The sequence below is a fragment of the Novosphingobium lindaniclasticum LE124 genome (assembly GCF_000445125.1).
GTDB classification, from domain to species: Bacteria; Pseudomonadota; Alphaproteobacteria; order Sphingomonadales; family Sphingomonadaceae; genus Novosphingobium; species Novosphingobium lindaniclasticum.
In genome coordinates, this window is record NZ_ATHL01000123.1 from 1 (window position 1) to 20,507 (window position 20,507).

The window sequence follows — 20,507 nt, forward strand, 5'->3', positions numbered from 1 at the left end:
TTTTCGTTTGGGCGACTGTCGCATGCCGCCGGCATTTCCGGCGTAATCGGCCATTCCCGCGCTTCGGCCAGGCGCACGCACTTTGCGGAGACGATAATGCAGATCGCCGTTCTGACGTTCGAAGGCTTCAACGAACTCGATTCCTTCGTGGCCGCCGGCATTCTCAACCGCATGAAGACTGCCGGATGGGCCGCGCACATCACTTCGCCCTCGGCGCGGGTGACGTCGATGAACGGCGTGACGGTGGAGAGCCAGAAGCCCCTGGAGTTCGCCGAGGAGGCCGACGCGGTTCTGATCGGCAGCGGCATGCTCACGCGGGACATCGCCGCGGACGAAACGCTGCTGTCGCGGATCAGGCTCGACCCCTCGCGCCAGCTGATCGGGGCGCAATGTTCCGGCACGCTGCTCCTGGCGAAACTTGGTCTCGTCGGCGATCTTCCGGCCTGCACCGATCTCACGACCAGGCCCTGGGTAATCGAGGCCGGCGTGAAGGTGGTCGATCGGCCGTTCATCGCCCACGGCAACGTCGCCACGGCGGGCGGCTGCCTGGCATCGCAATATCTTGCCGCCTGGATGATCGCGCGCGGCCGATCCTTGCAAGCGGCGCAAGCCGCCTTGCACTACGTCGCGCCGGTCGGCGAAAAGGCCGTTTACGTCGAGCGTGCCATGGCGGCCGTGTCACCGTTCCTTCGCTCCGATCTGACCGCGTCTGCGGAAAATGCGTGAGCTGTCGCGCGGCGGATCGCTCGAAAGCGGTACAAGTTGCGCTGTGCCAGGAGTTTGCCCCCCGATAGTTGTGCGTCCTGCACCGAATGAAGGGTTAAAGCCCTTGAACATCGGGCGGGGGCACGCGACATAGGCGGTCCAAACCAGAAGAGGACTCCCATGCTCGACCTGTTTGGCGCCGCGGGCGCCCAAGGAAAGTTCACTACCGACCCCGTGACCGGCGCCCTCGTGCCGATGGTCGTCGAGCAGACCAGCCGTGGTGAGCGCAGCTTCGACATCTATTCGCGCCTCCTGCGCGAACGCATCGTCTTCATCACGGGCCAGGTCGAAGACCACATGGCCTCGCTGATCGTGGCCCAGCTCCTGTTCCTCGAGTCGGAAAACCCCTCGAAGGACATCTCGATGTACATCAACTCGCCGGGCGGCGTGGTGACGGCCGGCATGGCGATCCACGACACCATGCAGTACATCAAGCCGCGCGTGTCGACCGTCTGCATCGGCCAGGCCGCCTCGATGGGCAGCTTCCTGCTCGCCGCCGGCGAGCCGGGCATGCGCATCGCCCTGCCGAACGCCCGTATCATGGTTCACCAGCCTTCGGGCGGTGCCCAGGGCATGGCTTCGGATATCGAGATCCAGGCGCGCGAAATCCTGCGGATGCGCAAGCGCCTCAACGATCTCTATGTGAAGTATACCGGCAAGTCGCTCGACGAAATCGAGAAGGCGATGGACCGCGACACCTTCCTCGAAGCCGAGGAAGCGCTCGCGTTCGGCCTCGTCGACAAAGTGTTCGAAACGCGCCCCGATGGCGACAAGCCGGCCGAAGCCTGAGCATGACCGCAAGGCCGGAACCTGTCCCTGATCGGGGCAGGCGCCGGCCTTCAGTCCTCGCTGCAGGGTTGTTGGGGCTTTGCAACGGTCATGGGGATACCCATATCGGTCTCAGGATTGCAAAACCGGCCTTGTCCAAGGTAGACTCGACGAGTCGCCTCGAATGGGCCTAAAGACGGAAAATGACGAAATTGAGCGGATCTGACGCGAAAAGCACCCTCTACTGCAGCTTCTGCGGCAAGTCGCAGCACGAAGTGCGCAAGCTGATCGCGGGACCCACGGTCTTCATCTGCGACGAATGCGTCGAGCTTTGCAACGACATCATTCGCGAAGAGACCAAGGCCGGGATCGCGGGCAAGAAGGACGGCGGCGTGCCGTCTCCCCGCGAAATCTGCGAGACGCTTAACGACTACGTGATCGGGCAGGAGCGCGCCAAGCGCGTTCTGTCGGTGGCGGTGCACAACCACTACAAGCGGCTGAAGCACAGCGGCAAGCAGGGCGATGTGGAACTCTCCAAGTCGAACATCCTGCTCGTCGGTCCCACGGGTTCGGGCAAGACGCTGCTCGCGCAGACTCTCGCCAAGACCTTCGACGTGCCCTTCACCATGGCCGACGCCACCACGCTGACCGAAGCCGGTTACGTGGGCGAGGACGTGGAGAACATCATCCTCAAGCTGCTCCAGGCTTCCGACTACAATGTCGAGAAGGCGCAGCACGGCATCGTCTACATCGACGAGATCGACAAGATCAGCCGCAAGGCCGAGAACCCGTCGATCACGCGCGATGTGTCGGGCGAAGGCGTGCAGCAGGCGCTGCTCAAGCTGATGGAAGGCACCACCGCCTCGGTTCCGCCGCAGGGCGGCCGCAAGCACCCGCAGCAGGAATTCCTGCAGGTGGACACGACCAACATCCTGTTCATCTGCGGCGGCGCTTTCGCGGGGCTTGAGAAGATCATCGCCGACCGCCTTCAGAAGCGTTCGATTGGTTTCGGCGCGCATGTCGCCGATCCGGACAAGCGCCGCGTGGGCGAACTGCTCCAGAAGGCGGAGCCGGAAGATCTGCTCAAATTCGGTCTGATCCCCGAGTTCGTCGGCCGTCTGCCGGTGATCGCGACTCTCAACGACCTCGACATCGAAGCGCTGGTCAAGATCCTGCGCGAACCGAAGAACGCGCTGATCAAGCAGTACGCGAAGCTCTTCGATCTCGAAGACGTCGAACTGACGTTCACGGACGAAGCGCTTGAGGCGATCGCCCAGAAGGCGATCGACCGCAAGACCGGCGCGCGCGGCCTGCGCTCGATCGTGGAAGGGCTGCTGCTCGACACCATGTTCGACCTGCCCACCGAAGGTGACATCGCCGAAGTGGTGGTCGACAAGGACGTGGTCGAGGGTCGCAAGGAGCCTGTCCGCGTACTGAAGGGCGACAAGGCTGAGGCCGCAGCCTGAGCCTTGCGAGGCTGAAGCGCAGCAGATCGGCGCTGAGGCGACGGCGGTAGAGGAAAGACCCGTCCGGTTATCCGGGCGGGTTTTTCGTTGGTAGAAGCCTTTCGTCGAGGAGAGTGGCCCGCCGGCGGCCAGGCGGGCAGCATGTTCATATACACGCCGGATCGGGAGCCAAGACCCTCCCGCGATCGCGCCGGAGCGCCTTCAGACCACCTTTTCGCTCTCCAGCGCACAAGGCGATTCCGCATCCGTTTCGATCTGGATCGTCGGATGGCCGATGCCGAAGCGGCGCTCCAGTTCCTGCGCCAGATCATGGAGGAATGCGTCTCCCCGCGCCGCGCCGGGTATGACGAGGTGCGCGGTGAGCGCGGTTTCCGTGGTGCTCATCGGCCACACGTGCAGATCGTGCACTCGGGTCACGCCGGGAAGGGCGGCCAGAAAGTGCCGCACCGCCGCAATATCGATGCTGTCGGGCACGGCCATCATCCCCATCCGCAGCGACTCGCGAAGCAGGCCCCAACTGGACCAGGCGATCACGGCCGTGATCGTCAGCGAGGCGATCGGATCCACGGCCTGCCAGCCGGTGAAAAGGATCACCACGCCGGCGATCACCACGCCGGCCGAAACGGCGGCATCGGCCATGAGGTGGACGAATGCCGCGCGCAAGTTGAGGTCGGACTTGCTGCCTCTGGCAAAGAGCAGCGCCGACAAGGCGTTGACCGCGATGCCGAGGGCGGCGACGGCGATCATCGTCGTACCCATGACCGGCGCAGGCTCCGCGAACCGGCGGATCGTCTCAACCAGGATCGCCCCGATCGCGACCCAGAGCAGGGCGGCATTGGCGATTGCCGCCAGGATGGAGGAGCTTTTCAGGCCATAAGTGAACCGCTCCGAAGGCGGCCGGGCTGCCAGGATGCTTGCGCCCCAGGCGAGAAGTAGGGAAAGCACGTCGGAAAGGTTGTGCCCCGCATCGGCCAGGAGCGCCATCGATCCGCTGAGAAGACCAGCGGCCGCCTCGGCAATCACGAAGACGACGTTCAGCCCTGTTGCGAGTGCGAAGGCTTTCCCGATATCGCCCGGCGCCAGCGGGCCGTGATGGTGATGACCATGAGAATGCCCATGCCCATGAGAATGCCCATGCCCATGAGAATGTCCATGCCCATGAGAGTGTCCAGGAGGATGATCGTGTGTGACGCTCATGACGAATTCATCGCATGCGCCGGAACTTAGCAGCAAGCGATGACGTAACATTACATGCCACGAAATCGCTCGCTGTCGGAGCCGAGATGCCGCGCTGCGTGACATTTATGCCGCACCCATAATTGTCATATTGGGCCTTAAACGGCAGAAATCTCGGGAAAATGGACTAATCCTGAAGGGTGGTTCCCGCTCGAGTCAGAAAATTGCGCGGCCGAGATCGGAAATGAATCCCTAGCGTCAGAAGATTGTCATATTGCGCTGCTCTTAGCAGCCGCAGCAATTCTGCGGCAGGGCAACCTATTCCGCATTTGGCACCACCACTCTGAAGGTTTCCAGGGGGCTAAGATGAAGTTTCAATCCATTCTCTCCACCGCGACCAGCACGCTCGCCGTCGGCGCCGCGTTCCTCGCGGTTCCCGCGTTCGCGCAATCGACCGGCGCGGTCGACTTCGAAGAAGGCGCGATCGTCGTCACCGGCCAGACGCAGAACGGCGTCGCCGGCGTCAAGCTGCCGAACACCTCGAAGGCCAAGCAGGTCCTGACGCAGGAGATCATCCAGACCCAGGTTCCGGGCCAGACGATCAACGACGTCATCAACCTGATGCCGGGCGTCAGCTTCCAGAACAACGACGCCTTCGGTTCGGGTGGTGGTACGCTGACCATTCGCGGCTTCGACGATTCGCGCATCTCGCAGACCGTCGACGGCATCCCGCTTAACGACACGGGCGGCTACGCGCTCTATTCGAACCAGCAGATCGACCCCGAAATCATCGAGCAGGTCAACGTCAACCTGGGCACCACCGATGTCGACTCGCCGACCGCCGCCGCTTCGGGCTCGACCGTCAACATCCGTACCCGCAATCCCTTCGACGATTTCGGCGTGCGCTTCCTCGGTTCGGCCGGTGACTTCGGCTTCTTCCGCATGTTCGGCGAAATCGACACGGGCGTGCTGAACTCGAGCGGCACCAAGGCGTTCTTCTCGGCTTCGAAGGCAGTCAACAACACCGTCTACGGCGGCATTGGCGAGATCGACAAGACCCAGTTCAATGCCAAAATCTATCAACCGATCGGCGACAATGGCGACTTCATCTCGGTTGCCGGCCACTGGAACCGCAACCGCAACAACTTCTTCGGCTCGACGCCGCTGCGTACCGACCCGACTCGCGTCGTCGGTCCGGATTCGAGCAACCGCTTCCCGCTGACGAAGAAGGAGCGCTTCTACAAAATCGCCGACTGCCAGATCCCCGCTGGCGTGACCGGCGTTGCGGACCCGGCGAGCAGCTGCGGATCGCTCTACGACTTCCGCTACAATCCGTCGGATACGGGCAACATCCGCATCAATTCGCGCTTCACGCTGAGCGACAAGCTGACGCTGAACGTCGATCCGAGCATCCAGTACACCAAGGCCAATGGCGGCGGCACGGTGGATGCGCGTGAATTTGGTTATGAGCGCGGCGTTGCGGCTCCGATTTCGGGTTATATCGGCGGCAAGCCCTACTTCAACGGCGTCGATCTCAATGGCGACGGCGATACGCAGGACACCGTGCGAATCCTGGCGCCCAGCAACACCGAAACGTGGCGCATCGGCGTCATCGCGTCGCTTCGCTACGACATCAACGACTTCAACCGCGTCCGCGTTGCTTACTCGTACGACCGCGGCCGTCACCGTCAGACCGGCGAAACCAGCCTGCTGAAGTCGAACGGTTTCGGTTCGGACGTGTTCTCGGACAACGCGCTGGCCGATGCCGACGGCAACATCCTGCAGAAGCGCGATCGCCTGTCTTACGCGATCCTGCACCAGGTCTCGGGCGAATACACCGGCGACTTCATGAATGACCGCGTTCACCTGAACCTCGGCGTCCGTGCTCCCTTCTTCAAGCGCAACCTGACCAACAACTGCCTGGCGAGCAGCTCAGGCGGCTTCGTCGATTGCTTCACCACGAACACCGCCGATCAGGCAGCCTATGCTGCGGCAAATCCCACCTACAAGCTGCCGCAGCAGCGCATCCTGAACTACAACAAGGTCCTGCCGACTGCGGGCGTCGTCTTCGATGCTACCGATAGCGCCAGCCTGTTCTTCAACTACTCGAAGGGCGTGCAGGTCCCCGGTACGGACAACCTCTACCAGTCGTTCTGGTATGCGCGTGACCAGGATGCGGCCAACCCGGTTCCGGAGACCACCGACAACTTCGACCTCGGTGTCCGTTACTCTTCGGGCATCATCCAGGCCTCGCTTACCGGCTGGTATACCCGTTACAGCAACCGTCTGGCGTCGGCGTTCGATCGTGAACTCGACGTCACGATCTACCGTAACCTCGGCCGCGTGGACAAGTACGGCATCGACGGCAGCTTCGCCGTGCAGCCGATCCCCGAGTTCTCGCTCTATGTCTTCGGTTCGTACCTGAAGTCGAAGATCAAGGAGAACGTCGAGATCGACACGGATGCCAGCGGCAACCCGGTCTACGCGATCACCAAGGGCAAGCGTGAAGCCGGCGCTCCGGTCTACACGCTGGGCACCCGCGCACAGGGAACCCTGGGTCCGGTCGAACTGGGCGTGCAGGTCAAGCGCACCGGTCCGCGCTACGTGAACGACCAGAACCTGCCGATCCTGAGCGGTACGACGCAGATCTATGGCAAGAAGACCCCGGCCTATACCCTCGTCGACCTCGACGCGAAGGTGAAGCTGGACTTCATCGGCCTGGGCGATCGCACTTTCCTGCAGCTCAACGTCGTCAACCTGTTCGACAAGCTCTATGTCGGCGGCTTCGACGGAGCAGGCACCTCGCAGACCAACGTGCCCAACGCCTTCATCGGCACCCCGCGCACGTTTATCGGTTCGGTCAGCTTCGGCTTCTAAGACCGCTTCCGATCGCGGAAACAGAGAAGGGAGGAAGCGCAGGCTTCCTCCCTTTTTCTTTGCCCGCTCCCCTCCTGAGGCCTAGCTTGAGGGCCGCATTTACCAGGGAGTGGATCGCGCATGGGGCCGACCGAACAGACGCCGTCGCAGCGCATCGATGGGCGCATTGCCGAACTGGGCGACTGGCGGGGAGAGATGCTGGCAAGGCTGCGCCGGGTGATCCTGGCGGCGGACCCTGAAGTGATGGAAGAGTGGAAGTGGCGCGGGGTGCCGGTCTGGTATCGCAGCGGCATGATCTGCACCGGGGAAACCTACAAGTCTGCGGTGAAGGCGACTTTTGCCAAGGGGGCGGCGCTCGACGATCCCGCCGGGCTGTTCAATGCCAGCCTTGACGGCAACCAGCGCCGGGCCATCGATTTCCACGAGGGCGACATGGTGGACGAGGCCGCGTTGACCGCGCTGGTGCGCGCGGCAATCGCGCTCAATCTAGGGAAGAATCCTGCGCGCCGCTGAGTGCGGTGCGCCTCATTCGTAGACGCAGGAATCCAGCCCTTGCGTCCTGACCGTGCCGATGCGGGCGGCGATGGTGTTGCCGTAGCGGCGGGTGAAGCCCGAGGGGCTCTTGACGCTGCGGGTCTTGGGGCTGGGCAGGGCGGCTGCCATGCGGCCCGCTTCGGTACGTGTAAGGTTCGAGGCGGACTTGCCCCAGTAGCGCTGGGCGCCTGCCTCCACGCCATAAGTGCCGATGCCGGTCTCCGCCACGTTGAGGTAGACTTCCATGATCCGCCGCTTGTCCCAAAGGTTTTCGATCAGGAACGTGAACCAGACCTCCAGCCCCTTGCGCAGGTAGCGCGTCCAGCCGTCACCCTGCCAGAGGAAGACGTTCTTGGCCGTCTGCTGGCTGATCGTCGATCCGCCGCGCAGTCGGCCGCCGGCGGCGTTGCGCTCGAAGGCCTTTTCTATCGCGGTGGTATCGAACCCGCTATGGGTGCAGAACTTGCCGTCCTCCGCAGCGATGGCGGCGGCGACCATGTTGCGGTCTATCCGGCTTAGCGGCTGCCAGTCCTTGGTGATGCCGTTGCCGTCCACCAGCATCGTCACCGTCACCGGCGGGGGTACGAAGCGGTAGAGCAAGGTCAGTCCAGCGCTGATCGCGACGAACCAGAAGGCGGTCTTGGCAAAAATGCGCAGCAAAGGAAGGAAGCCCCGTAATCGGCGACCGGCACGCGGGAATGCGGCCGTCCGGCGCCCTGACTAGCGATATCGGGCGCGGCGGAAAAGATGCCGGGACACCGGATTTTCACGGCGCGGCGTGGAAGTCAGTCGCGCGTGTCGAAATCGGCGCGTGCGGCGGCGACGGTGTCGAGATGGGCCTCGGCCCAGTGCCAGACGCTGCAGAAGGCTTCTCCCAAGGTGTGGCCGAGTGGGGTGAGGCGGTAATCGACATGGGGCGGGATCACCGGGTGCACTGTACGATGGACGAAACCGTCGCGCTCCATCTGGCGCAGGGTCTGGGTGAGCATCTTCTGGCTGATCCCCGGCACGGCGCGGGCAAGTGCGCTGAACCGTGTCTCTCCGTTCTCCTCCAATGCCTCCAGCACCAGCAGAGTCCACTTGTCGGCAACGCGGCCGATCAGTTCGTTGACCAGAGCATCCACGCCCGGCACGTTAGAGTGGCTGGTGACCGGTGGATTTGTCATTTCTTACCTTCCTGTCAGTACCGCACTTTCGGGTGCCTACTTTCCAAGGGGAAGTATAGGTCTACAGTCCGCTTCGCAATCTCTTCTCTCAGGAGCGCATTCCATGAAGACCAGCGGCAACACCATCCTTCTCACCGGCGGCGGCAGTGGCATCGGCCGCGAACTGGCGCAGCGCTGGCATGACGCCGGCAATGTGGTGATCGTCACCGGGCGGACGCTCGCCAGCCTTGAGGAAACCGCGAGTGGACGTGCCAATATCCACGCCTTCGCGCTGGATGTTGCCGATCCTGCGGCCATCGCGGCGTTCGCCAGGGACATTCTCGCGCGCTTCCCCGCGCTGAACGTGCTGGTCAACAATGCCGGAATCATGCCGCTTGAAGATGTATCGGTGCCGCGCGACCTGTCTCGCGCGGAGGCTTGCGTGGTGACGAACCTGCTCGGCCCGATCCGCATGACCGATGCGCTGATCGGTCATTTGCGCGCGCAGGACGATGCGGTGATCGTCAACGTCAGTTCCGGCCTTGCCTTCGTGCCGTTGGTGAGCGCCGCGGTCTATTCGGCCACCAAGGCCGCGATCCACTCCTGGACGGATTCGCTGCGCTTATCCTTGCAGGGCGCGGTCGAAGTGATCGAATTGGCACCGCCTGCCGTGCAGACCGAGCTGACTCCCGGCCAGTCGACGCGCAAAGGCTACATGCCGCTGGATGCCTTCATCGATGAAGTGATGGGCCTTTTTGCACAAGTGCCGACGCCCGGACTGATCGGCGTGGAGCGGCTCGCGTACTTGCGCAATGCCGAAGCGGAAGGGCGGTACATGGAGACTTTCGCGGCGCTCAACGCGCCGGGACATTAAGCGGTTCTCCGCTGGTCGTGGTCCTTCGCCGCTGCTATGAACTTGCATGTTGCAATGCAGCATGAGTGAGCACGCGAATGGCCCCCATGGACAAGCCTCATAGCCTCGATCTCGCGCTCCAGGGCGGAGGCGCACACGGCGCTTTCACCTGGGGTGTGCTGGACGGATTGCTCCAGGAACCGCGCCTTGCCGTGGGCGCGGTCAGCGGCGCCAGTGCAGGGGCTATGAACGCGGCAGTACTGGTTTCCGGCCTCGTCTGCGGCGGTGCGGAAGGCGCGCGTGAACGGCTGCGCTCATTCTGGAAGGAATTGAACCGCTCAGGCCGGGAGGCGGGGCCGCTGATCCCGATGATCGAGGCCTTTCCGGAGACATCGCGCGCCATGTCCTCTTGGTGGAACACGATGTTCGGCAATCTGGGCACGGCCCATGGCTCGCCGGGAATGGGGCGAGAACTGCAGGAGATCCTGCGAAAGATCATCGAGGAACATGTCGATTTCGCGGCCATCGCCAGCGATGCGGCGCCGCCGCTGTTCATTTCCGCGACGAATGCGCAGAGCGGCACGGCGCGTATCTTCGACAAGCAGGACCTGACGACCGAGGCCTTGCTCGCCTCGGCCTGTCTGCCGCTCTATTTTCCGCCGGTGACGATCGATGGCAAGGATTATTGGGACGGCGGTTACAGCGCAAATCCGCCGCTCGTACCCCTGGTGCTGGAAAGCGCGAACGACGATCTGCTGCTGATCACCGTCAATCCGCAGTTGCGCGATGAGACGCCGCGCAACGCCGCCGGGATCGTCGACCGGATCACCGAGATCGGCTTCAACCAGTCGATGCGCAAGGAGATGCAGGGGCTGTTCCTGCTGCAGTCGTCGATCGGGCGTAATCGGGCAAAGGAAGGCCTGATCGCGCAAGTCGAGCGGCTGCGTTTCCACGAGATCCATGACGAGGCGACTCTGAGCGCCATGCCCGCTCAGAGTAAGCTGCTGCCGGTGCGGCATCTCTTGTTGACGCTGCGCGATGCCGGTGAGGCGGCGGCCAAGCGCTGGTGCGAGACGTCGATCGAGCGGTTGGGCAAGGAGAGCACTGTCGATCTGGCGAGCCGTTTCGGGCCGGGGTGAGGTAGCGGTGAATGCTTGCGACGGCTCCGTTCTGAGAGTTCCGCTGCAACCACGCCGTCTCGTCATCCTGAAACAAGTTCAGGATGACGGTGGAGGGAGGGCGGAGCGCGTCAAGCTCGAGGTCTGCGTGCCCCGATCAGATCGTCAGACAATACCGGGCAGATCCAGGCCCTTCTCGCGCCCACAATCCAGAGCGATGTCATAGCCCGCATCGGCATGACGCATCACGCCGGTCGCTGGGTCGTTCCACAGAACGCGCTCCAGTCGGCGAGCCGCCGCTTCGGTGCCGTCGGCGACGATCACCATGCCCGAATGCTGCGAATAGCCCATGCCCACGCCGCCGCCGTGGTGCAGCGAAACCCAGGTCGCGCCGCTGGCGGTGTTGAGCAGAGCATTGAGCAGCGGCCAGTCCGAAACCGCGTCCGAACCGTCGCGCATGGCCTCGGTCTCGCGGTTGGGCGAGGCGACCGAGCCGCTGTCGAGGTGGTCGCGTCCGATGACGACCGGAGCCTTGAGTTCGCCCCTGGCGACCATCTCGTTGAAGGCGAGGCCAAGGCGGTGGCGGTCACCCAGGCCCACCCAGCAGATGCGCGCGGGCAGCCCCTGGAACCGGATCTTCTCGCGCGCCATGTCTAGCCAGTTGTGCAGGTGCGCGTCATCCGGCAGCAGTTCCTTCACTTTGGCGTCGGTCCTGTAGATATCCTCGGGATCGCCGGAGAGTGCGGCCCAGCGGAACGGGCCCACGCCGCGGCAGAACAGCGGACGGATATAGGCGGGCACGAAGCCGGGGAAGTCGAAGGCGTTCTCCACGCCTTCGTCCTTGGCCATCTGGCGGATGTTGTTGCCGTAGTCGGTGGTGGGCACGCCCGCCGCCTGGAAGTCGAGCATGGCCCGGACGTGGACGGCCATGGATGCCTTGGCCGCCCTGGCGACCGTTTCGGGCTCCCGCTCCCGCTTCTCGATCCATTCGGCGACGGTCCAGCCCGCCGGGAGGTAACCGTTGACGGGATCATGGGCGGAGGTCTGGTCGGTCAGCAAGTCGGGCCGGATACCGCGCGCGAACATCTCCGGCAGCAGCTGCGCCGCGTTGCCGAGCAGGCCGACCGAGACCGGCTTCTTCTCGGCATTGGCCTTGTCGATGATCGCCATGCCCTCCTCCACGGTCGAGGCAGCGGCGTCGAGATAGCCGGTTCGCAGGCGCATTTCGATACGACTGGGCTGGCATTCGATAGCAAGACACGAGGCGCCCGCCATCACCGCCGCCAAAGGCTGCGCGCCGCCCATGCCGCCAAGGCCCGCGGTCAGCAGCCACTTGCCCGATAGGTCGCCGTCATAGTGCTGGCGGCCCATCTCGACGAAAGTCTCGTAGGTACCCTGAACGATGCCCTGCGTGCCGATGTAGATCCAAGAACCGGCGGTCATCTGGCCGTACATGGCAAGGCCGCGCTTGTCGAGTTCGTTGAAGTGCTCCCAGTTCGCCCATTGCGGCACGAGGTTGGAATTGGCGATCAGCACGCGCGGTGCATCGGCATGTGTGCGGAACACGCCCACCGGCTTGCCCGACTGCACCAGCAGCGTCTCGTCATCGTTCAGGCGGCGCAGGGTCTCGACGATCTTGTCGTAGCTTTCCCAATCGCGTGCGGCGCGGCCGATGCCGCCGTAGACCACCAGTTCCTCCGGCCGCTCCGCCACGTCGGGGTGGAGGTTGTTCATCAGCATCCGCAGCGGCGCTTCGCTCAGCCAGCTTTTCGCGCTGAGCTCAGTGCCGGTCGCGGGCTTGATGACGCGGCTGTTGTCGAGGCGGCTCATGGGCGTGTTCCTCAGGTCAGGTGCGCGCGAAGGCAAGAGCGGCCTTCAGCACGTCTTGTAGGATCGGGGTGAGAGCGGCCGCACGGGCGGCAAGGAAGGGAGGCGGCCAGTTGGTCTCGTCCGGCTCTTCGGGCTCGTCCATGTAGCCGCGAATGGCGAGTTCCATCTGGATCGCGTGGACGTCGCTTGCGGGGCGGCCATAGTGGCGCGTCGTCCAGCCCCCACGGAAGCGGCCGTCGAGAACGTGGCCGAGGCCGCTCCCGGCGCAAATGTCGACGACGGCGGCGGAGAGCGCCGGGTCGCATGTCTGGCCGAGGTTGGTGCCCACGTTGAACTGCGGCAATTCGCCGTCGAAAAGGCGCGGCACATGGCTGCGGATCGAGTGAGCGTCGTAGACCACGACTTTGCCGTGAAGCTTGCGCAGCCGCTCGATCTCCTGCGCCAGTGCGGCGTGGTACGGATCGAACCAGAGCGCGCGGCGACGGGCGATCTCGGCCGGGTCCGGCCTGTCGTCCTTGTAAAGGGGGGCACCGTCGAACGTGGTCGTCGGGCATAGTTCCGTGGTCGCCTGCCCGGGATAGAGCGAGGCGCCCGAGGGGTCGCGGTTGAGGTCGATCACGCTGCGCGAGACGCGAGCGGCTATCGTCGTTGCACCGAGGTCGCGGACGAAGGCATAGAGATCGTCCACCCACCAGTCGGCATCGCGCCGCGCCAGCCATTCCGAGAGGAACAGCGGGGCGACATCGACCAGATCGGTGCCGACATGGGGGAAAGCCACGATGAGCGGGGCTTCTCCGCGATGGAGGGTAAAGCTCGGGCTCATGTCGGCACTCCTCCGATCCTCGTCGTTGCGAGCGTAGCGAAGGATTCCAGAGACGCGCAGAGCCGCTCCGGATTACCGCCTCGGCCTCGCCTCCTCGCAATGACGAAGGTGGGGGCGGGATGAGAGAGAAGCATTACGAGATCGCCGGGAGCAGGTCGGCCGCCGTTTCGGCCAGTGCACCGGAGCGGATGAGCCGGTTGGCGGCTTCCATGTCCGGGTGGAAGTGGCGATCGTTGTCGAGCGCCGGAACCTGGGCGCGGAGCACGGCGCGGGCCGCTTCGAGCGAGGTGCTCGACGCCAGGGGCGCATGGAACTCGATCCCCTGTGCGGCGGCGAGGAGTTCGATGCCGATCACGGCGGTGGCGTTCTCCACCATCGACAGCAGACGTCGGGCGCCGTGGGCGGCCATCGAGACGTGGTCTTCCTGATTGGCGGATGTGGGAATCGAATCCACCGAGGCCGGGTAGGCCCGCTGCTTGTTCTCGGAAACGAGCGCGGCGGCGGTCACTTGCGGGATCATGAAGCCCGAATTGAGGCCGGGGCGCGGCGTCAGGAAGGCGGGCAGCCCAGACAGCGCCGGGTCCACCAGCATGGCGATGCGGCGTTCCGAGATCGAGCCGATCTCGCAGACCGCGAGCGCGATCATGTCGGCGGCGAAGGCGACAGGTTCGGCGTGGAAATTGCCGCCGGACAAGGCCTCATCGGCTTCCGGAAAGATCAGCGGATTGTCGGAAACGCCGTTGGCCTCGATCTCGAGGGTCGTGGCGGCCTGGCGCAGCACGTCGAGTGCGGCCCCCATGACTTGCGGCTGGCAGCGCAGGCAGTAGGGATCCTGCACGCGGGCGTCGTTCTCGACATGGCTGGCGCGGATCGCGGAACCGGCCATCAGGCCGCGCAGGGCATCGGCCACCTCGATCTGGCCGCGGTGGCGGCGCAGGGCGTGGATGCGCGGGTCGAACGGCGTGTCGGAGCCTTTGGCCGCCTCGGTCGAGAGGGCGCCGGTGACGAGGGCGGAGCGGAACAGCAGTTCGGCCTCGAACAGTCCGGCGAGCGCGTTGGCGGTCGAAAACTGGGTGCCGTTGAGGAGGGCGAGGCCTTCCTTGGGGCCAAGCTCCAGCGGCGCGAGACCGGCGCGGGAGAGGGCTTCCACAGCAGGCAGGCGGGCGTTCTCGAAGAGGATTTCGCCGACGCCGATCATCGTCGCGGCCATGTGCGAAAGCGGGGCGAGGTCGCCGCTGGCGCCGACCGAGCCTTGCGAGGGCACCACCGGCGTCAGCCCCTTGGCCAGCATCGCTTCGAGCAGGTCCACGGTCTCCGGCCGCACGCCCGAGGCGCCCTGGGCCAGACTGGCGAGCTTCAGCGCCATCATCAGGCGGATCACCGGCACCGGCGAAGGCTCGCCCGTACCCGCCGCGTGGCTGAGCACGATGTTGCGCTGGAGCGTGGCGAGATCCTCGTCGCCGATGCGCACGCTGGCGAGCTTACCGAAGCCGGTGTTGATGCCGTAGACCGGCTCGCCCTTGGCCAGGATGCGCGCCACGGCGGCGGCGCTTTCCGCCACCCGCGCAGCGCAGGCCGGGTCGAGCTTCACGCCCGCGCCGCGATAGACCGCGCGCCATGCCGCGAGGCTCACGTCACCGGGTGTGAGCGACACGCTCACGAGGCCAGGACTGAGGAGGATGTCGTTCATTGTCCACTCCAGATGCGCGCATGGAGCGGATTGAAGCCCATGCGGTAAACGAGGTCGGCCGGGCGCTCGATGTTCCAGATCGCCAGGTCGCAGGCCTTGCCGGCTTCGAGCGAGCCGAGCCGATGGGAAAGGCCGAGCGCCTGCGCGGCGTTGCGGGTCACGGCGGCGAGGCATTCGGGCACGGTGAGACGGAACAGCGTTGCGCCCATGTTCATCGCCAGCAGCAGCGAGGTGAGCGGCGACGTGCCGGGGTTGCAGTCGGTCGCCAGCGCGATGGGGACGCTCGCCGCGCGCAGGGCGCCGATCGGCGGCAGCACGGTCTCGCGGCAGAAGTAGTAAGCGCCGGGAAGCAGTGTGGCGACGGTGCCGGATGCGGCCATGGCCGCCACGCCTGCCGCGTCGAGGTGTTCCAGATGATCCGCCGAGAGTGCTCCGTGCCGCGCGGCGAGGGCGGCGCCGTGGAGGTTGGAAAGCTGCTCGGCGTGGAGCTTTACCGGCAGGCCGAGGGCAGTGGCGGCGCGGAACAGGCGCTCGGTCTGCTCGGTCGAGAAGCCGATGCCCTCGCAGAAGGCGTCCACGGCATCGGCAAGGCCCGCCTGTGCCACCGCGGGAAGCATGTCGTTGCAGACATGGTCGATGTAACCGGTCGCATCGCCTGCGAACTCCGGGGGAAGGGCATGGGCGCCGAGGAAGGTCGTGACGATCCGCACGCGCCGCACCTCGCCCAGACGACGCGCGGCGCGGAGCATCCTGAGTTCGCTTGCGAGGTCGAGGCCATAGCCGGACTTTACCTCGACAGTGGTGACGCCCTCCGCCAGCAGCGCATCGAGCCGGGGCAGGGCGGACGCGACAAGCGCGTCCTCGCTGGCGGCCCGGGTGGCCTTCATGGTCGAGACGATGCCGCCGCCGGCCCGGGCGATGTCCTCGTAGGAAGCCCCTTCCAGCCGCAGCTCGAATTCCCGCGCGCGATCGCCGCCGAAGACGAGGTGGGTGTGGCAGTCGATCAGGCCCGGTGTGATCCAGCGGCCCTCGCAGTCGGTCACTTCGGCAGGGTCGAATGCAGGCGCATCGGCTTGCGGACCGGCGTACAGGATCGTGCCGTCCAGGGAAGCGATCACGCCCTGTTCGACGACACCCAGCTCAGGTGTCAAACCCTTGCCTGTCATCGTCGCCAGTCGGGCATGTTTCCAGAGCCTGTCGCAGCGCATGGCGAGTCGATCCTTGTTGATAGCTGCTGTTATTGCACCTGTTCATTTTAATGTATAGACAAAATGCTGAAAGGAACTTCCCGATGCCCGATGTCGCGACGCGCACCATCTTTGCAGACAAGGCGATGTTGGCCGACGGCTGGACGTCCGGCGTGCGTTTCATACTCCGGAATGGACGGGTTTCCGGCATCGAGAGCGGCGTTGCGGCGCGGGCGGGCGACGAGCGTCATGCTTGCGTGCTCCCCGGGCTGGGCAATCTCCATAGCCATGCCTTCCAGCGCGGCATGGCCGGACTGGCCGAGCGTCGCGGCGACAAGGCTGACAGCTTCTGGACCTGGCGCGAGGTCATGTACCGCTTCCTGGACCGGATGACGCCGGACGACCTCCAGGCTCTGGCAGCGATAGCCTACCTGGAGATGCTCGAAAGCGGCTTCACCCGCGTCGGCGAGTTCCACTATCTTCACCACGACCCGCAAGGCCGGGCCTATGCCGATCCGGCCGAGATGAGTGCCGCCATCGCGCGCGCGGCAGCCGAGACCGGCATCGGACTGACGCTGCTGCCGGTATTCTACGCCCATTCCGGCTTCGGTGGCCAGCCGCCCAGCGAGGGACAGCGGCGCTTCCTGCACGATCTCGACGGTTTTGCGCGGCTGTTGGACGGCGCTGGATCGGTCGTGGCCGAGTTGGAAGACGCCGTGGTCGGCCTGGCGCCGCATAGCTTGCGCGCGGTGTCGCCCGAACAACTCGCCGCGCTGGAGACGATGGCCCCCGGCCTGCCGATCCACATTCATATCGCCGAGCAGGTCCGCGAGGTCGAGGACTGCCTCGCCTGGAGCGGACAGCGGCCGGTGGAGTGGCTGCTCGACCATTCAGCGGTGGACCGGCGATGGTGTCTCGTTCACGCCACGCACATGACCGAAGACGAGACGCGCAGGCTGGCGCGAAGCGGCGCGGTGGCAGGGCTCTGCCCCATTACCGAAGCCAATCTGGGGGACGGGCTGTTCCCGGCGCAGATCTTTCTTGCCGAGGGCGGCAATTGGGGCCTCGGCAGCGACTCGAACGTGCTGATCGATGCTACCGAGGAACTGCGGTTGTTCGAATATGGCCAGCGCCTCCAGCATCGCGGGCGCAATATCGTCAGCAGCAGCCATGTGCGCTCCACCGGCGAAATGCTCTGGAGCCAGGCCGTGCGAGGCGGCGCGCAGGCGCTTGACGTGAAAGAGGGCGGCGCAAAGGCCGGTCTTTCCATCGGCTTGCCGTTCGATGCCGTCTCGCTGAACCTCGACCATCCCTCGCTGGCGGCGCGCGGCAGCGACCGCCTGCTCGACGGGCTGGTCTTCGCCGCCGGGCGCAGCGGCGTGGATTGCGTCTGGCGCTTCGGCGCGCAAGTGGTAAGCGGTGGCCGTCATCGCGCGCGAGACGAGGTCGTCCGGCGTTACAGGGACAGGTTGGGCAGGCTGATCGGGTGAACTTACCGCTCCACGAACGCATCCGTCAGGATTTCGAGACGCGCATTCTTTCCGGCGCGCTGGGTCCGGGCGCGCGCCTGCCGACCGAGCAGGCCCTGATGGCGCATTACGACTGCGCGCGCATGACGGTGAACAAGGCCCTTTCCGCGCTCGCCACGGCGGGGCTGGTGGACCGGCGGAAGAAGGCCGGCACTTTCGTCGCCCGGCCGCGCGTTCATGCGATGGCCATGGATATTCCCGACATCGGCGCGCAAGTGGCCGAACGCGGGCAGAGCTACCGCTTCGACCTTGGCTTGCGCCGTGAGCTTGATGGTGGGCAGGCGCGGCCCGAATGGCGGGTGGACCGCACGGTGCCGCTGCTGGAACTGGAAGGGGTGCATTTCGCGGACGGCACGCCTTTCGCCTGGGAGCACCGCTTTGTGAACGTGGCCGCAGTGCCGGAAATGCTGCTGGCCGACTTCACCGGCTCCTCGCCTGGCACCTGGCTGCTCGAGCATGTCCCTTGGACCGAAGCCGACGCCCATATCACCGCCACCGGCGCCAGCGCCGCGCAGGCCCGCGCGCTCACCGTGGCACTCGGCGCGCCCTGCCTCTGCGTGGAGCGCAAGACCTGGCGAGGCTCCGAGGCGATTACCTATGTTCGCCAGCTTTTCCTTGCGGGAGCCTACGAACTGACCGCGCATTTCGGGCCGGGTGCGCGCCGGGACGGCTGACGCTGCGTTTTGCCGGGATCGGCAGATGCAAAGCCGTCAATCGCGATGTTGCAGGATGTAGCGCAGTCGCCGGGATGCAGGTCAGGCCAGGGTTCTTGCCGTGATTGTCATGCTCACTTCCGCAGTATCGCCGGGGTCCAGCCAGATCATCGTCTCCGGGGCGCGGTTGATGGCGTCGGTGGCATGGCTGACCGGCTCGACGCAGAAGAAATCCTGGCCTTCCGGCGAGAAGACCACCGTGGTCGTCAGTTCCCGCGAAGGCGCGATCGTGACGCCGAGCCCGCGCGAGGGCCAGTCGATTTCCAGCAGGCCCTCGCGCCCGGTATAGGCAGTGTCGACGGCGCGGGCATCGACCGGCTGGCCCTGCCACCAGTCGATCGCTTCCTCATGTTCGTCGAGCGAACTGGGCAGGCAATCGGGTGTGTTGTACCATTCGCCCCGGTGCAGGCCCCGATAGACGGTCACGGCGTCGCGCGGGAAATAGGGGTGGAAACCCAGCCCCGCGGGCATCGCCGCATCGCCGAGGTTGATGACGGAAAGCCTTGTCACCAGACCCTCTGCGCCCAGTTCGAACGTCTGGCGGGCGCGGTAAGGCCATGGCCACTCGCCGCCGGGATAGCCGTGTTCCAGTACGGCGCGGTTCTCGGCCAGCTCCATCAGTTTCCATGCAGCGAGCCAGCCGAAGCCGTGAAGTGGGTGGGGATGGTCGGAACCGGGGAAGTTCGGCGCGATCGTGCCTTTGCGCAGGCCGGTGTTGAAGCGGCCCCGCGCGATGCGGTTGGAGAAAGGTACCAGCGGAAAGCTGGCGACATCGAAGATCGTGTTTCCGCATAGGGGCCGCAGCAGCGGCTCTCCGCGCCAGTCCAGCCGCAACACGGAGCCGCCGCGTTCCGGCGCCAGTTCCAGCCGATAGCCCTGTGCTTCGAGAGTAAGCGCTTCGAGAGTCATCATCGCTTCCAGTCCGCTCCCATGCGACGGGCCTACCGCCTCGATCGCGGTTCGGCATGAGCGGAGGTAGTGCTAACAAGGTATCACTGGCAAGTGTGGGATGCTTGAGGGCATGCTCTACCCTTTCGGCGCTGCAAAGGCGATCTAGTCCCCGCGGTAGCGCAAGGCGTCCACGAGCAGCCGGAACGCCGCCGAAGGCTGGCGGCGGCTGGGGTAATAGAGATGGTAGCCTGAGAAAGGTTGGCACCAGTCGTCCAGCAGGGGAACCAGCCTGCCGGCTTCGATATGATCCCGTGCGTAAGTATCCATCATCATGGCGATCCCTGCGCCGTCCAGAGCGGCTCGCAGGATCATCGCCATGCTGTCGAACGTAAGCTGGCCATCGACGCGGACGGTCAACTCGCGTCCGTCCTTCTCGAACTCCCAGGCGTAGATGTTGCCGCGCGAGCGAAAGCGCAGGTTGATGCACTGGTGCGCGGCAAGATCGTGCGGCGTCTCCGGCATTCCGTGGCGAGCGACATATTCGGGGGAAGCCACCGGCACCAGCCTTGCGCGCGGTCCTATGCGTACGGCGATCATGTCTCGGGCGATGGACTCGCCCAGACGGACGCCGGCATCGAAACGCTCTGCGACGATATCGACGAAGCCGGGGTCGATGTTCAGCTCTACGTTGATATCGGGATAGAGCGGGAGGAACTTGCGCAGCACCGGCCAGACGACCGAGTTCGCCGCATGTTCGGAAACCGTCAGGCGCACGGTTCCCGCCGGCTTGTCGCGCATCTCGCTGACCGTGGCCAGGCCCATGGTGATCTCGTCCATGGCGGGGCGCAAGGTAGCCAGCAGCCGCTCGCCCGCCTCCGTGGGGGAAACCGCGCGGGTAGTCCTGGACAGCAGCCGCACGCCGAGGCGCGCTTCCAGTCGGCGGATCGTGTGGCTCAAGGCCGATTGCGAGGAGCCAAGCTTGGCGGCGGCGCGCGTGAAGCTGCCTTCGTCGGCGACGGCAATGAGGGCGGTGAGGTCGGCCAGATGTTCGCGGTGCATTGATGAGCCCGTATCATGGCTATCATGCGAAGGGCAGTATGGAACGACGGCGTGGGGGGAGGCGCTCCGTTGCCGGCCTCGGA

The 20,507-nt window shown here is 65.1% G+C and carries 19 protein-coding genes; 9 read left to right on the forward strand and 10 right to left on the reverse strand.

Annotated elements, in window-relative coordinates; all coding sequences use genetic code 11:
• Positions 1 to 96: 96 nt before the first annotated feature.
• The 3 genes from L284_RS41840 to clpX all read left to right on the forward strand — a co-directional run bounded on the left by L284_RS41840 (position 97) and on the right by clpX (position 2,999).
• Positions 97 to 726 carry a DJ-1/PfpI family protein gene (locus tag L284_RS41840; protein WP_031342861.1) on the forward strand — a complete coding sequence of 210 codons (630 nt, stop codon included), beginning with the start codon at positions 97 to 99 and terminating at the stop codon, positions 724 to 726.
• Positions 727 to 885: 159 nt separating this feature from the next.
• A complete protein-coding gene (gene clpP, locus L284_RS41845; RefSeq protein WP_021235378.1) occupies positions 886 to 1,554 on the forward strand; it encodes an ATP-dependent Clp endopeptidase proteolytic subunit ClpP in 669 nt (222 codons plus the stop codon).
• Between the two features lie 182 nt (positions 1,555 to 1,736).
• On the forward strand, positions 1,737 to 2,999 hold the full coding sequence (gene clpX / locus L284_RS41850; RefSeq protein ID WP_021235379.1) for an ATP-dependent Clp protease ATP-binding subunit ClpX: 1,263 nt from the start codon (positions 1,737 to 1,739) through the stop codon (positions 2,997 to 2,999).
• A gap of 201 nt (positions 3,000 to 3,200) precedes the next feature.
• Here clpX and L284_RS0124710 read toward each other — a convergent pair whose 3' ends face one another.
• Together L284_RS0124710 and L284_RS48940 are read right to left on the reverse strand one after the other, a co-directional pair.
• Entirely contained in the window at positions 3,201 to 4,022 is an 822-nt protein-coding gene (locus L284_RS0124710) for a cation diffusion facilitator family transporter (RefSeq protein WP_235054506.1), read from the reverse strand.
• An 11-nt stretch (positions 4,023 to 4,033) separates the two neighbouring features.
• The gene (locus tag L284_RS48940) at positions 4,034 to 4,159 is read right to left on the reverse strand and encodes a hypothetical protein (RefSeq protein WP_021235381.1); all 126 of its coding nucleotides are present in this window, start codon (positions 4,157 to 4,159) and stop codon (positions 4,034 to 4,036) included.
• A 382-nt stretch (positions 4,160 to 4,541) separates the two neighbouring features.
• Between L284_RS48940 and L284_RS41855 the strand changes: the two genes are divergently transcribed.
• Positions 4,542 to 7,052: a TonB-dependent receptor gene (locus tag L284_RS41855; protein ID WP_021235382.1), complete on the forward strand. Its 2,511-nt coding sequence runs from the start codon at positions 4,542 to 4,544 to the stop codon at positions 7,050 to 7,052.
• Between the two features lie 120 nt (positions 7,053 to 7,172).
• A complete protein-coding gene (locus L284_RS41860) occupies positions 7,173 to 7,565 on the forward strand; it encodes a DUF1801 domain-containing protein (RefSeq protein ID WP_021235383.1) in 393 nt (130 codons plus the stop codon).
• 12 nt (positions 7,566 to 7,577) lie between these two features.
• Here the strand turns inward: L284_RS41860 and mtgA are convergent, their stop codons facing one another.
• Positions 7,578 to 8,237, reverse strand: a complete 660-nt coding sequence (mtgA, locus tag L284_RS41865; protein WP_407635854.1) for a monofunctional biosynthetic peptidoglycan transglycosylase — start codon at positions 8,235 to 8,237, stop codon at positions 7,578 to 7,580.
• A 134-nt stretch (positions 8,238 to 8,371) separates the two neighbouring features.
• Positions 8,372 to 8,752: a winged helix-turn-helix transcriptional regulator gene (locus L284_RS41870; RefSeq protein WP_040714020.1), complete on the reverse strand. Its 381-nt coding sequence runs from the start codon at positions 8,750 to 8,752 to the stop codon at positions 8,372 to 8,374.
• A gap of 103 nt (positions 8,753 to 8,855) precedes the next feature.
• Here L284_RS41870 and L284_RS41875 point away from each other — a divergent pair, with 103 nt between their 5' ends.
• Entirely contained in the window at positions 8,856 to 9,605 is a 750-nt protein-coding gene (locus L284_RS41875; RefSeq protein ID WP_021235386.1) for an SDR family oxidoreductase, read from the forward strand.
• A gap of 86 nt (positions 9,606 to 9,691) precedes the next feature.
• Complete coding sequence (locus L284_RS41880) at positions 9,692 to 10,723, forward strand: patatin-like phospholipase family protein (protein WP_160172148.1); 1,032 nt, start codon at positions 9,692 to 9,694, stop codon at positions 10,721 to 10,723.
• A 144-nt stretch (positions 10,724 to 10,867) separates the two neighbouring features.
• Here the strand turns inward: L284_RS41880 and hutU are convergent, their stop codons facing one another.
• The 4 genes from hutU to hutI all read right to left on the reverse strand — a co-directional run bounded on the left by hutU (position 10,868) and on the right by hutI (position 16,253).
• Positions 10,868 to 12,532, reverse strand: coding sequence for a urocanate hydratase (gene hutU, locus L284_RS41885; RefSeq protein ID WP_021235388.1), 1,665 nt, complete (start codon positions 12,530 to 12,532; stop codon positions 10,868 to 10,870).
• Between the two features lie 16 nt (positions 12,533 to 12,548).
• The gene (gene hutG / locus L284_RS41890; protein ID WP_021235389.1) at positions 12,549 to 13,355 is read right to left on the reverse strand and encodes an N-formylglutamate deformylase; all 807 of its coding nucleotides are present in this window, start codon (positions 13,353 to 13,355) and stop codon (positions 12,549 to 12,551) included.
• 133 nt (positions 13,356 to 13,488) lie between these two features.
• Positions 13,489 to 15,045 (reverse strand): histidine ammonia-lyase, encoded by a 1,557-nt coding sequence (gene hutH / locus L284_RS41895; protein WP_021235390.1) that lies wholly within the window; start codon positions 15,043 to 15,045, stop codon positions 13,489 to 13,491.
• The gene (gene hutI / locus L284_RS41900) at positions 15,042 to 16,253 is read right to left on the reverse strand and encodes an imidazolonepropionase (protein ID WP_031342867.1); all 1,212 of its coding nucleotides are present in this window, start codon (positions 16,251 to 16,253) and stop codon (positions 15,042 to 15,044) included. The genes hutH and hutI overlap by 4 nt, the downstream gene beginning before the upstream one ends.
• Positions 16,254 to 16,336: 83 nt before the next feature.
• On the opposite strand from hutI, the gene L284_RS41905 reads away from it, so the two are divergent.
• Both L284_RS41905 and L284_RS41910 read left to right on the forward strand, forming a co-directional pair.
• Complete coding sequence (locus L284_RS41905; protein ID WP_021235392.1) at positions 16,337 to 17,722, forward strand: formimidoylglutamate deiminase; 1,386 nt, start codon at positions 16,337 to 16,339, stop codon at positions 17,720 to 17,722.
• On the forward strand, positions 17,719 to 18,435 hold the full coding sequence (locus tag L284_RS41910; protein ID WP_021235393.1) for a UTRA domain-containing protein: 717 nt from the start codon (positions 17,719 to 17,721) through the stop codon (positions 18,433 to 18,435). The genes L284_RS41905 and L284_RS41910 overlap by 4 nt, the downstream gene beginning before the upstream one ends.
• 81 nt (positions 18,436 to 18,516) lie before the next feature.
• Here L284_RS41910 and L284_RS41915 read toward each other — a convergent pair whose 3' ends face one another.
• Positions 18,517 to 19,383 carry an aldose 1-epimerase gene (locus L284_RS41915; RefSeq protein WP_031342868.1) on the reverse strand — a complete coding sequence of 289 codons (867 nt, stop codon included), beginning with the start codon at positions 19,381 to 19,383 and terminating at the stop codon, positions 18,517 to 18,519.
• A gap of 144 nt (positions 19,384 to 19,527) precedes the next feature.
• Positions 19,528 to 20,424 (reverse strand): LysR family transcriptional regulator, encoded by an 897-nt coding sequence (locus tag L284_RS41920; RefSeq protein WP_021235395.1) that lies wholly within the window; start codon positions 20,422 to 20,424, stop codon positions 19,528 to 19,530.
• Positions 20,425 to 20,507 lie beyond the last annotated feature (83 nt).